The following is a 12,851-nucleotide window of genomic DNA, read 5'->3' on the forward strand; positions in this document are numbered from 1 at the left end:
CGCGTCCATCTTCTCACCCTTTATTTGTGCTCTTCACCTTCATGCTCGGTCTCAGCTTCATAATGCTTAAGGACAGGGAAATCACTGCAAGTATAGAATAGATCATCAGGAATGAGATCCACAACGGAAATGTGATCCCGCTGCGTGAATAAATTTCATCGATCGCCATCGGTTCAAAATGCCCCATGATGACAATCGCAGGATTGAACATGGCGATGAGATAAGGAACCGGAGTGGTCTGATTCTGATATGGGCCGCTACCGATTGCCATGGAAAGCATAAAGAGAAACAACGTCCCCCCTACCAGAAACAGAACCGTCGCATAGGTCGTGACCATGGACACAATCGTTTTCCTTATGACCGTTGAATAAAACACGCCGATCGAACCAAATGTAAAGACGAGAAATAAACTGTATCCAAACACAGTGAGTAAATCGGAAGGGGATACGCCTCCGAATAAGAAAACAAAGCTGTATAAGGGCAGGCTTGATATCACAAGTAATAACAAATAAGAAACGGATGAAACGAGCTTGCTCAGGATGATACTCATGGAGCTTTGTTCTGTCGTCAACAACATGCTTAACGTCTGTTTCTCTCTTTCACCGCTGATGACGCCTCCCGTTAAGCCAGGGGTGATGAATAATACGAGGGCAAGCTGCAAGAATGAGAGAATCATAAACATGACCCTGCTCTCTTCCGGACGAAAATAGCCCGTATTGGAAAATCTGGTTTGCATATAAATGAAGCCGATCACCACGATCCCTACGGCAATCAAGTAGCATAACATTCCGATGAAGGCTTTAAATGATCGGAAGCGAAGCTTGAATTCTTTATTCAACATGGGATTGATGAGTAATTGTTTCATGAAAGGGTCACTCCTTTCGTGATTTCCATAAAGACATCCTCTAGGTTTGTCTCTGTTTCTTTGAAACTCAATATGGGAATGTCATTCAGAATGGCTTTTTTGAGTAATTCTGTTTGCCCGGTCTCATCCCCTTTATAGAGGAATTGAAGCGTTCTGTCCCCTTCATTCACTTCGATCTTCGAGACAAAGGGATCATCTTCAAAAAATGCAACGGCACTTTCTACTAATCCCCTCACCTTTACCACGATCAGCTTATCTGCCTGAAGTTGAAATTGGATATCCGATACAGAACCATGGGCCACAAGCCTTCCATTATCGATGACCCCGATCTCATCACATATTTCTGCGAGCTCAGGTAGAATATGGGACGAGATCAAGATCGTTTTACCCATTTTCTTCAATTCCTTCAGTATTTCCCTCATTTCGATCCGTGCCCTCGGATCCAGTCCCGAAGCCGGTTCATCCAGTATGAGTACCTCCGGATCATGTATGAGGCACCTGGCTAAACATAATCGCTGCTTCATTCCCCTCGACAACAGGTCCACATAGGAATCTTTCTTATGAGTAAGGTTCACCAATTCCAAAAGCTGAGGAATGAGCTTTTTTCTCTGGTCAGCCGGGATTTTATAGCTTGCACCATAGAAATCAAGATACTCTTCCGCTTTCAATTGATCATACACTCCGAAGAAATCGGGCATATAGCCGATTTGTCTGCGGACCAATTTAGGCTCTTCGCTAATATTGAATCCATTCACCGTGGCCGTTCCACTCGTAGGAGCCAATAGAGTCGCCAGTATGGAAAACGTCGTGGACTTCCCTGCCCCGTTCTGACCGACAAACCCAAATACGGTCCCTTTTCCAATGGATAAATTCAGATCGTCCAGAGCCAGAAATGACCCATAACGTTTGGATAAGTTGTGAATTTTGATCATGGCTGTACCTCCCCTTTCAAAACAATGGCAGGAAGACGAACGAACGGATCCCCTTGAGAGCGTTTTTCAAACTCAAAAACGATTTCTCCATTGTCATTCATATAATTGTTCACATTCTCTTTAAACTCTATAGCGCCTGCCGATGTCTCTTCAAGAGGGATCTTTTCGTCCGTACTTGGTTCCATGAGTGAGAACTTAAGGACCCCTCCCGTATGAAGCGTCATATTTAAAGAATGAAGAGTGACCTTAGACAATTCGATTTGTTTAGGGATTTGAATGGTCATTTCATACGTTCCATCCTCAAGACCCATTTCATCTGCACCATTATGGGAATAATGCTCGATGATTTGGCCGTTTACAGGCTTGACATCAAGATCAAGCTCCTCACTCCGAAGGGTAAAGGCTCCCTTATAAGTACCAAGAGTAGGAAAATGCTGATAAAGCAACGAGAAATTATCAGATTTCGATTCTTTATTCTTGATGCTCATATCAAAAATCTTGGCTTCCGTATATCCAAAAATGACGGGTGAATTATTTTCATTATCGGAAGAAATCATTTGGGATGCGAAGTTTTCCAAGCGTTCCTTCTTTTGCTGCTTTATGCTTTGTTGATTCGGAAACGGTGCCGACATATTGGGATTCCCGATCGGCGATGATAGATAGTCGGTCGAAAGCTTCTTATCGACACTGAGTGTTTCCCCTGCCTTTACTTCACCCACCCGGTAAATCCGCGATCCCGACCATATATAGACATCTGTGAAATCGTAAGGAAAAGCATTTTGAATCGTACCCGAAATGGTCTTATCCTTCAAATTTAATTCAGGGATGAATTTCCCAAGGTCCTCTTTGTCACTGGTGCCCAAAACGGTTCTTGTCGACCAGTACTCGACATCCCTGAACGTGATCTTTCTTTGATCTTTGTTAAGTTCTTCAACGGCGAATTTAAACTGATTGCCTCCACCTGGATTATTTCTCATCCTTGCCGGTGTAAGCTCCAAATGATTTCTGTCTGAAACAAAGTCGTAGTCACCGCCTGTGTTCGAAAGGGCTGTGAATGCTGAAATTCCATGGGCACTCCTATTATCCTCAACCTTCAAGATGTTCATTTGATTTAAATGAGGCTTTGAGATTCTATCTTTAGCACCTGTTATGAATATTCCCGATGAGACAAGGATCGATATGACAGGAATGATCCACCATGCCTGTTCACGTTTATCCATTTTCCTTAATAGGAAATAAAGAAGCGGCACGATGATGACCAAGTATACGATCAGGATGATGACCAATGTGCTTACTTTAAAATTTGTCGATGGAAAGAGTTCGTTACTATCTGCCACTTCATAATAAATTCTCTCAAGAAAACTTTGGTCTCCATTGTTCTGACCCAATAAAAAATAGGGTTCCGTTTTAGAAAGCATGTTAGCAAACCACTCATCATACTGTTCCCACCCGTTCAAAGCAGGATCCCCCAAGGAGAAAGACGTTTGCCATACTTCACCAAGACCCCTTGCACTCTTTGCGACTAAAGGGATTCCCCCTTGTTCCGATACTATTTCTGCTTCTTGCTTCACTTCACCCTTATAGATGGATAAAGAGCTGAAAGGAGCCTTTATGCCCTTCTTTACATGAAAGGAAGACGTATCGGAAAGAGTCGCTTCTTCCTGTTGTGTGAGAGGGGCCAGATCGGCTACAGAACCAAGTGAATCTCTCAGATGAGGGGCAGCCCCGATAAATAGTACGCCTCCATTTTCAACCCAGCTCTCAAGGACCCCCTGTTGTTCCTGACTGAGTTCTGTTACGTTGAATTGGTCTATGACGATATAGTCAAACATCTGCAGACCGCCTTGTTCTTCAGGAAACATTTCCTTTGTAAGTGCCAACGCCTCGACCCGGTTCCCTCCCATGGTCGAGCCCTTTATCCCTTTCAAGCGATCAGGATTTTCACTCAATAATCCAATGGTTGTATTATTGTTATAAATGAAATTGGGTGTTAAACGTTTATCTCCTTTGAATGTCACTTCTTTCCCATTTTCCCATGATCCATCAAACAAATGAATGGTCTGGAGATTTGAATTGTGTCTGATCTCATCATTGAATCCCGGAATGGAAAATGTATATGTACGGACTGAGTTGGCAGGAACATCGATGGATAGTGCCCTCGCTCCCCCTGTTTGATATGATGGCGCATAATCAAACAAAAGATCGCCCTTAAAATCGGAACCTGTATTTTCTACGGTGACTTTAAGAGGAAAGCCCCGGCCTTCCTTTACTTTTCCGTCGATTCCTTCTTCCACTGAAATTTTTATTTGTCCTTTTGCAAATGTTGTATCCTGTATGAACAGGAACATCAATAAGCCTAAGAACACAACGAATAATACCTTCCCCCACCTATTCACATGCATTCCCCTTTCTCTTTCTCTATAGAACATAGACGAAATGTAACAGGAAAAAGTTTCTTTTTTTGTTTTTTCCTTAATTACCCAACTTCCATAAGTGTAATTTTACACTATTTCCACTGATTCGCAAGAGCATTTTTGAAATTTATGCCAAGTATTTTTTTAGGTCCGATTGTAAGCAAAAAAAATCACGGAACGTATCCTGGATACGTCCCGTGATAAAGATGTATTATTTTAATGAACCGATATAATCCGTAAGAAGTTCGATAGCAAAGTCAATGGCATCTTCGTTCGGGTTTAATTTAGAATGATGAAGTCCGAATGGGGAGTCGACACCGAGCCAGAACATAAAACCGGGTATTGCCTCAAGCATATACCCAAAGTCTTCCCCAGTCATCGCTTCTTTGCAGATGACAAGATCCCGGTCAGTTTCCCGCAGGAAAGACATAAAATGGTTAGTCCATGTGGGATCGTTAAACACCTGCCGGTACATGCTGCCATAACTCACTTCAATTTCACAGTCATAACTGATTCTCATTCCTTCGATCAATGCTTCCAGCCGCTCTTTCACACTCTGCATCGACTGAGGTGACAGGGTACGGATTGTCCCTTCCAATCGTGCCGTTTCTGCAATGATATTCTGGACCGTACCACTTTCCATTTTTCCGACTGTGATGACTGCACTGTCTAATGGATCAACATTCCTGGATACGATCGACTGCATTTGAGTGACAAAGGAGGAAGCCGCGACAATCATATCCTTTGTATGATGGGGGTAGGCAGCATGTCCACCCTTACCTTTAAAGTCTATGAAGAGTTCAGACGTATTCGCAAACAGAAGCCCCTCTTTAACGGCAACCGTCCCCACTTCATATTCCGGGGCAATGTGCAGGGCAAATATGCAATCCGGCTTCCATTCCTTCATGATTTCACTTTGGAGCATTGGCTCAGCCCCGCCCGGTCCTTCCTCTGCCGGTTGGAAAATGAAGAGAAGGTCATCTTCGATTGGATGGTGAACAAAATGTGTGAGAATCCCCAACTCGATCGTCATGTGAAAATCATGTCCGCAGGCATGCATCCTCCCTTCATGTGAAGAAGGGAATTCAAGCTCCGTTTCTTCCTGGATCGGCAGGCCATCAATGTCCCCGCGGTACCCGATCATCCTCGTTGGCCTGGTGCCGTGAACCTTGACAAAAAGGCCCGTTTTCCAAGTCTTGATCTCTAATCGGTCAGCCGGGAGAGTGCTGATATAATTCAGTAAGTATGCTTGAGTTTTAAACTCTTGAAACCCAAGTTCAGGAATTTGATGAAGATCTCTCCTGATCGACTTAAAGTCTACTGTTGACATGGGTATCCTCCTTTAAGGGAAAAATAGAATGATGGAGTGTGAAAACTGGAATCTACAAGAAAAGAACAGACGATGGCCGTCCGTTCTTTCTTCTATCCTCTATGAATGAATGGATTATAGTTGACGTAATTCTTGTTTGATTTCTGTCTTTGATTTTGTTTTGTCATCGATATCTTTCAATTTCTTCGCAGGGGTACCGGCCACAACCGTGTATGGAGCCACATCATCCACGACAATCGCTCCGGCTGCCACAACAGCCCCTTTTCCAACCGTTACACCTTCTAAGACAACGGCATTGGCACCAATGACAACATCGTCTTCAATAACCACGGGCTTAGCAGATGGCGGTTCAATGACTCCTGCAAGCACCGCACCTGCCCCGATATGACAATTCTTTCCTACCGTTGCACGTCCACCCAGTACAACATTCATATCGATCATCGTTCCTGGCCCTACTACAGAACCTATATTGATCATTGCACCCATCATGATGACCGCATTGTCACCGATTTCGACCTGGTCGCGAATAACGGCACCCGGTTCGATACGGGCTTTCACGTCTTTAAGGTCCAAAAGTGGAATCGCAGAATTCCTGCGATCATTTTCCACTACATAGTCTTCGATTTTATCTTTATTCTCTTCAAGAATAGCAGAAAGCTCGCTCCACTCTCCGAAAACCACACCTGACGCCCCTTGAAGGAACGTTTGGGCAGAACCGAAGTTGATCCCATCCAGATCCCCTTTTACATAAACCTTTACTGGAGTCGATTTAGTACTATTTTGAATAAAAGAAATAATTTCGTTTGCATCCATCATGTTCATGAAAATTCCCTCCGTAATTATGTATAAATTCAGAATTCGTTTCTTGAATTACTTTATCAGATTAAAGGGTGGAAGACAACCCATATTGTTGAATACTATGAGTTTTCATGGATGAATTCGTTTACAACTTCGAGAAATGCTTCCACCTGTCGTAATTGAAAGGCTGACTCGTAACCAAGTAACCATGTATCACGGTGGATGAGTGAATCGTGCTCATCGATGAGGGGGATTTTATAAATATTTTCTTCCATGCCGTCCAACGTAATGGCTGGCAGTATAGCGTAGCCGATCCCGTTTAAAGTCATCTGCTTACATGTTTCAATTTGGTCCACCACGATTGTCCGCTTAGGGGTGGTCTGGAATTGACGATGCCACCAATCTTGAATTTCCTGATAATAATTCGAATCACTTTTAAACTGGATAAAGGGACGATCCGTTTTCATGACTTCATCGATGGACTGGATCTCTCTATCCACCAAGTACAGTGTATCCTGAAATAAATGGTGTTTCGGCCCTTTCCAATCCGGAGTGCCCCGGATGATCCCGATGTGCACTTCGTCTTCATAAATGGCTTTAAGAATTTCACTGCTCCATCCGGTCATCAAAGAAATCTTGGCATGTGGATAGGTCTCCACGAAGCGTTTAAGAACCTTCGGAAGCCAATTTTGCCCTACGATCGAGGCACAGGCGATCTTCAACGTTCCGTGCACCTCAGACTCAAGGGCCTGTATCCGCTCCCTCACACTCTCTTCCTTCTGCAACATCTCATCTGCAAGCTTCACGACAAGTTCTCCGGCCGGAGTCAGTGAAAGGCCTTTTTGGGAACGGATAAATAATTTCGTCCCCCATTCCTTTTCAATCGTCTGGAGTCTCTGGGACAATGCAGGCTGTGATACAAATAACCGTTCAGCAGCTTTCCTCATATTCATTTCCTGGGCAAGTACATGGAGCAGCTGATATTCCGAAAATGCCATCGTGTTCACCTTCATAAGTTTTTCTTATATTATATCTTAAATTATATAAAATTTCATTATTAGCTGAAGTCGAATACACTGAGGGTAGGAGGTGTGCATAATGGAAGTAATATTATTTTTCACAGGTTTGATTGTAGCACTTATCGGGACGCTTGCCGGAAGCGGAGGCCTGATCGGTATGCCAGTCATGCTCCTATTGGGGTTACCCATTCATACCGCGATTGCAACGGCTAAATTTTCGAATATTATCAGTTCATTTTCGAGTTTCATTTACCTGGTGCGGGATCGGAAAATCACATGGAAAGAATCTTTGCCCATCCTTCCCATAGCACTCGCCGGGGGGCTGTCGGGGGCCTTTCTGTCGGATAAAATACCCCCTTCCCTCCTTGAATGGATGGCTTTCTTCTTCCTTCTCTTTGCCCTGGTATTAAGCCTACTGAAGGGATTCAAGCCAAAGGAAAGGACAAAGAAACATTACAGGGTCTACGGGCTTCTGTATGTTATCAGTACGTACGACGGATTGTTCGGACCAGGGCAAGCTACGATGCTCATGTATACACATTTGTTTCATGGACTGTCTTATATAAAATCAGTGGCCCTTACCCGTTTTCAAACCTTTGTCAGTTGTTTAGGGGCATTTACAGTCTATTTTCAAAATGGTCACGTCGAATGGGGTGTAGCCGTTCCGTTTGCACTGGGGGCACTGATAGGAGCTCAGTTGGCAGTAAGGCTGGCATCTAGACTTTCTATGAAACACCTCAGGATACTTCTAAACATTTTGACATTCATTCTGATCCTGCAGCTCGGCAAGAATCTGTTCTTTTAAGAAGATCCATAGAACGGGTACAAAAAGTGAAGCTATCCGTAACGCTTTTATCCTGCCTAATGAAAGAACAAAGAGGATGACAAGTGTGCCACCCTCTACCATTTTCCCTGTATGTAACTGTCTTAAGAGGTTCAATCCCTTTTAAACAGCTGTCGTTGAAGTTGCTTTAATACAACTCTTCTTGTCATGATTCCTTCAAAGTAGCCATCGTCGGACACCACGCATAAGAATGGGTGGTCGACCAATAATTCCAAAGCCTTCTTGAAATCTGCTTGTAAAGAGATTATCGGAAAATCTGACGTCATGACCTCCTCTACCTTTTTCGCTTCAAGTTTTTCAAACTCAAAACGTTCGAGCCCGAGAATCGAATCGGTAATTAAACTTGAACTGATCAACCCCTGAAAACGGAATGTTGGATCAAGGACAGGGATGGCTGAGTAACCGCTCTTTGTGAGTAATAGTAACGCATGTTCCAGGGAGTTCCCCACTTGAACATGAGCCACCTTCTCAGAAGGAATAATGAAATCCTTAATATTCGTTTCTAATAACTCCTTGCTACTCAATGAAATCATGTATAACCCCTCATTTAATCAATAAGAATTTGCGTGACGCTTATAGACAAACTGACACTTTCCATTTTAACATACTGGAAGGAAAATGTATGTTAAAACGGTCGGTCTAAAGACTAAAAAAGATAACCGTATGGTTACCTTTTGAGTGTTTAATCTTGTTGGGCTTCCTGTAGAAGTTCGAAAATTTCAATGGCTGTAATGTCTATGTTATCAAAAGGAAAGCTGTTTCCTTTTTCATTCATGACTTCAATTTCGAATGTATCCTGTTTGGGAAGGTACTTAACCTCACAGATTTTCTTACCATTGTATTCAAAGAATCGTTGTTGAGTTTCCCCTTGTTCACCTTGTTCTTGTAATGATTTTAATCTTTGTATAATTCCAAGAAGCTGAGACATAATCACTCTCTCCTTTCCTGTTCTAATTCTTGGTCATAGCTTTTGCATTGTACCAGATTCTATCCTGTGAAATCTAATGTTTTGTCCTTTTTCTACATAAATTCCTTTATAATAAAAGATGACTACTATCTTCTCTCACTGAAAGGATTGATTCGATGAGTATTTACCGTATAGATTCCCGAATATCATTAGTTGACCTAATGGATTTATCCTTAAATGAACGCACAGGCAGTTATATCATTAACGAAGAGACGCTGACCATAATTGAAACATCCGCCAGCCCTTCAATCCCTCATCTAAAAAAAGGTCTCTCTAAGTTAAACATTAATCTTGAAGATATTCAATACATAATTTTAACCCATATCCATCTTGATCATGCGGGAGGAGCAGGTCTTTTTCTAAAAGAGTGTCCTAACGCGAGGATCATCGTCCACCCGAAAGGAAGGCGTCATCTTATTGATCCCACGCGTTTGATTTCGGGAGCGAGAGCGGTTTATGGTGAAAAATTCGATGAACTATTTGACCCGATTGTACCGATTCCCGAAGAGAGGATCCTCGTGATGGAACATGAAGAAAAACTGAGTCTCAGTGATACGTGTACGCTGACTTTTTATCATACCCCTGGACATGCCAATCATCATCTCAGTATCTTTGATTCCGCTTCAAACGGGATGTTCACCGGCGATACATGCGGAATTCAATACACCATAGGATCGAAGCGGTTTTATTTCCCTTCCACCTCTCCCAATCAATTTGATCCTGAAAAAATGAAGAGCTCCATTCACCTGTATAGAAGTCTTCATCTCGACCGGTTGTATTTTGGCCATTACGGGGTAAGCGAGGAAGTATCCTTAGCCCTTTCAGAAGTAGAAAAGTGGCTGGATCTTTTTATGAAAAAGAGTGAGGAACAGTATTCTTCACATGTTACAATGGAGGAGAATGTAAGGACCATCACTTCAGCACTGATTGACCTGACAGGAAGGGAATTGGTGCAAAAAGGGATCGATCCAAAGAACCCTATTTTCTCATTGTTGGAGTTGGATATGAACGTTTCTGCAATGGGAATCGTAGATTATTTCATAAAACAAAAAGGAGACCGTTCATCATGAAGGAAGTCATAGTATATTCACAACCCGAATGCCCACCCTGCGAAGTGGTCAAAATGTTCTTGAAAGAACATCATGTGAACTATAAAGAAATCAACATAAAAAATGACGAGCAAGCAAGAAATTATCTTATCAATCAATTGAAGTCTTACTCCACTCCCACCGTCACCATTGATTCGGAAGTCATTTCAGGCTTCAACCTGGAAGCCCTGTCTGCTGCCTTAAACAAATAACCAGGCGGCCCCGGGTTGCTCTCATCTTGAAGGCATCCCAGGGCCACCTTAACCTATTAGTGTGATGGTTGAACGGATTCCGGTAATTCATATGTGATCGAGGAAACCTTCCATGTTCCTTCTTCTTCACTCAACACCACAGCTTCAATGCCGTTTGTGCTGGAAACAGGCCCCTCCTCCTCTTCTGTTCTTTCTTCCCAGACATACCATTCCCCATCTATGTATTGTGCTCTCGTGGTATCATCATAATGGAAATATGGTACATAGTGCGAGGCAAAATCAGAGCCGAAAGTGATGTACCCACCGTCTACCTCATAGACGTTTTCACTCATAAAACTTGATGTAAGACTTTGTGTAAGATACTTAGACAGTTTCTCCTCAATTTGTTTCTTCGATTGTGGCTTTTCACTTAAGGATACTTGAGTTTGAAAAGCTTCCTTCACAAAGGCTAAGGCATTTTCCTTCGTGAACGTGGATGCCTGTGTTTGGCTTGCTTGTCCACAAGCTGCTGTTACGAGGACTAAAATGAAAAATAATAGCGATAATTTTTTCTTCTCCATGTATTTTCACTCCTATTTCTATAGATGAGATTATTGTAGCAATGGAAAAATGTCGATAGGATACCATTTCTTCGTTAAATCATAACAATGACTGACAAATTTTTTGGTTTGATTGTAAAATTCCCCCTGTCAGTGGCGCTCAAACACGATTTTCGGTGGAACATTTAACCAAAAAAGGATGCCGCATGATGTTCATGCAGCACCCTTCATTTATTATGATAAATAACGTATCGACCAATATATGATGAATAATGTAATCAGGATGGTTCCAATCAGGATGGATAAAAACACGGGATTACGGATGTACGGGTGCTCTTTTACGACGTCGGGAATGTCCGCGTCAAAGTCACCCTTCAACCGTTTTTCCTGCCCTGCCAATCTAAAGGTATACACAAGTGAATAACCAGCAAGCGCCAAAACAATCAACGCAAGCACAATCATAAATATACTCAATACAGCCCCTCCTTACAAAATGTCCTTTCGTATAATTTGTCCCAACAAGAGGGGGCTATTCAAGAAATGCATGCTAAAAAAGCAAACCGTCTTCTTCAAATAAAAATTCATACGATAGATCTATGAAGAGATAAAGGCCATTTCCGAACGGGTAGGAATACGTACGGATGGATTCCCCAGAATCAATGTCACTGTAAATATCAGAAAGCAAACCTTTTTTGTCGATTCTCATCCGGATGATATTTTCCAGAAAATACGGGCGCCAGCTCCAATTTTTCCCTTTGTACCTTGGTTCAATCGTCCAAACTTGATCGGATTTCACTACGTTACTCGTGACTTGAAACCCATTCTCATCGCATATGTAAGCCCGAAAACATTTATCCGTAAAATGCCTCGCCACCTCAAAAAGCAGATCATCAAATTCTAACGATTGTTTCTTTAGCGTCATTAGTTTTTGACTGATTTCTTTATGAAGGACGTCAGCGAATTCATAGCCTGCTTCCAGATGCTTCTTTTCATACCGGATATAGTCCTGGCATTTTTCTTTCAGCTTTTCTTTTAACAGATCCGGTTCGAAAAAGGAGTCGGAAGGATGCTTCAGATAAAAGCCCTGGTAATACCTGCCCCCATTCAGCCAGGCAAATTGGAGCTGGTAGTTGATTTCGATATTTTCGAACAACAGGGATGCCCCGATTTTTCTGGCAAGCATTGATAAGCTATATAAAATATCTTTATACACTTTATTCCCGGCATCATTACGAAGTTGATATAAATCCACTTTCAGTATATCCGGTGAATACTGTGAAAGCCGGTCCAATTGTCCGCTGTTACCACCGATATTATCGATGGCAATCTTTATTCCATATGTTTTGTAATAAAGTAGAAGGTGGACCAATTGATCAAAATCCCCTACAAACGTTTTTTCTGACAATTCGATTACTGTCCGGCTTAAGTCCAACCCCTTCTTTTCATATTCCAGGAGAAGGTCAAGGAAGGACTCTCCATGATCCAGCATCAGTAACCTGGCATTCCGGTTCAAGAATATGTATCCCTCTTGTTTCTCTGCTAAAAATTTCTCCAGTGCAAGACGTGTGACACGTTCATCCACTTCCATTTTATACTCATCAGGTATCTCATCGTCACCAAAGAATGGGCCAAGACTTTCGACCCCATCACTCCCCATATTCATTCTTCCAAATACCTCGTACCCGATGATTTTATGTTCATCTGCACTGAAGATCGGTTGAAAGTACGGAATCACTTTTTCTATATTGGATAGTATCTCTAATGCGTCCATTCGCACTCCCCCGCCATCGCTCATGTTTTTTTGCATAATTATAACACAACTATTCTGATGAATTAATAAAGA

The 12,851-nt window shown here is 42.4% G+C and carries 14 protein-coding genes; 3 read left to right on the plus strand and 11 right to left on the minus strand.

The window, feature by feature from the left end; all coding sequences use genetic code 11:
* Window positions 1-13: 13 nt before the first annotated feature.
* The 6 genes from ATG71_RS18405 to ATG71_RS18430 all read right to left on the minus strand — a co-directional run bounded on the left by ATG71_RS18405 (window position 14) and on the right by ATG71_RS18430 (window position 7,337).
* Window positions 14-865 carry an ABC transporter permease gene (locus ATG71_RS18405; RefSeq protein ID WP_098440911.1) on the minus strand — a complete coding sequence of 284 codons (852 nt, stop codon included), beginning with the start codon at window positions 863-865 and terminating at the stop codon, window positions 14-16.
* Complete coding sequence (locus tag ATG71_RS18410) at window positions 862-1,797, minus strand: ABC transporter ATP-binding protein (RefSeq protein WP_098440912.1); 936 nt, start codon at window positions 1,795-1,797, stop codon at window positions 862-864. The genes ATG71_RS18405 and ATG71_RS18410 overlap by 4 nt, the downstream gene beginning before the upstream one ends.
* Entirely contained in the window at window positions 1,794-4,193 is a 2,400-nt protein-coding gene (locus ATG71_RS18415; RefSeq protein ID WP_142953494.1) for a DUF7408 domain-containing protein, read from the minus strand. Before ATG71_RS18415 ends, ATG71_RS18410 begins: the two co-directional genes overlap by 4 nt.
* Window positions 4,194-4,422: 229 nt before the next feature.
* The gene (locus ATG71_RS18420; protein WP_098440914.1) at window positions 4,423-5,541 is read right to left on the minus strand and encodes an N-acetyldiaminopimelate deacetylase; all 1,119 of its coding nucleotides are present in this window, start codon (window positions 5,539-5,541) and stop codon (window positions 4,423-4,425) included.
* A 114-nt stretch (window positions 5,542-5,655) separates the two neighbouring features.
* Complete coding sequence (gene dapD / locus ATG71_RS18425) at window positions 5,656-6,363, minus strand: 2,3,4,5-tetrahydropyridine-2,6-dicarboxylate N-acetyltransferase (RefSeq protein WP_098440915.1); 708 nt, start codon at window positions 6,361-6,363, stop codon at window positions 5,656-5,658.
* A 95-nt stretch (window positions 6,364-6,458) separates the two neighbouring features.
* Window positions 6,459-7,337, minus strand: a complete 879-nt coding sequence (locus ATG71_RS18430) for a transcriptional regulator CcpC (RefSeq protein ID WP_098440916.1) — start codon at window positions 7,335-7,337, stop codon at window positions 6,459-6,461.
* A 100-nt stretch (window positions 7,338-7,437) separates the two neighbouring features.
* On the opposite strand from ATG71_RS18430, the gene ATG71_RS18435 reads away from it, so the two are divergent.
* Window positions 7,438-8,163: a sulfite exporter TauE/SafE family protein gene (locus ATG71_RS18435; RefSeq protein WP_098440917.1), complete on the plus strand. Its 726-nt coding sequence runs from the start codon at window positions 7,438-7,440 to the stop codon at window positions 8,161-8,163.
* Window positions 8,164-8,294: 131 nt separating this feature from the next.
* On the opposite strand, the gene cbpB is transcribed toward ATG71_RS18435, so the two are convergent.
* Window positions 8,295-8,735, minus strand: coding sequence for a cyclic-di-AMP-binding protein CbpB (cbpB, locus tag ATG71_RS18440; protein ID WP_098440918.1), 441 nt, complete (start codon window positions 8,733-8,735; stop codon window positions 8,295-8,297).
* 149 nt (window positions 8,736-8,884) lie between these two features.
* Window positions 8,885-9,130, minus strand: coding sequence for a YkuJ family protein (locus tag ATG71_RS18445; RefSeq protein ID WP_034756109.1), 246 nt, complete (start codon window positions 9,128-9,130; stop codon window positions 8,885-8,887).
* Window positions 9,131-9,285: 155 nt separating this feature from the next.
* On the opposite strand from ATG71_RS18445, the gene ATG71_RS18450 reads away from it, so the two are divergent.
* A complete protein-coding gene (locus tag ATG71_RS18450; protein ID WP_098440919.1) occupies window positions 9,286-10,239 on the plus strand; it encodes an MBL fold metallo-hydrolase in 954 nt (317 codons plus the stop codon).
* A complete protein-coding gene (locus tag ATG71_RS18455) occupies window positions 10,236-10,469 on the plus strand; it encodes a glutaredoxin family protein (protein ID WP_098440920.1) in 234 nt (77 codons plus the stop codon). Before ATG71_RS18450 ends, ATG71_RS18455 begins: the two co-directional genes overlap by 4 nt.
* A gap of 56 nt (window positions 10,470-10,525) precedes the next feature.
* Here ATG71_RS18455 and ATG71_RS18460 read toward each other — a convergent pair whose 3' ends face one another.
* The 3 genes from ATG71_RS18460 to ATG71_RS18470 form a co-directional block, all read right to left on the minus strand.
* The gene (locus ATG71_RS18460) at window positions 10,526-11,029 is read right to left on the minus strand and encodes a DUF3993 domain-containing protein (RefSeq protein WP_098440921.1); all 504 of its coding nucleotides are present in this window, start codon (window positions 11,027-11,029) and stop codon (window positions 10,526-10,528) included.
* Window positions 11,030-11,242: 213 nt separating this feature from the next.
* Complete coding sequence (locus ATG71_RS18465) at window positions 11,243-11,482, minus strand: hypothetical protein (RefSeq protein ID WP_286163061.1); 240 nt, start codon at window positions 11,480-11,482, stop codon at window positions 11,243-11,245.
* Between the two features lie 73 nt (window positions 11,483-11,555).
* Window positions 11,556-12,779: an EAL domain-containing protein gene (locus ATG71_RS18470; RefSeq protein WP_098440922.1), complete on the minus strand. Its 1,224-nt coding sequence runs from the start codon at window positions 12,777-12,779 to the stop codon at window positions 11,556-11,558.
* Window positions 12,780-12,851: the final 72 nt, after the last annotated feature.

Origin of the sequence: Bacillus sp. es.034, from assembly GCF_002563655.1 — a bacterium.
Classification (GTDB): domain Bacteria; phylum Bacillota; class Bacilli; order Bacillales; family Bacillaceae_B; genus Rossellomorea.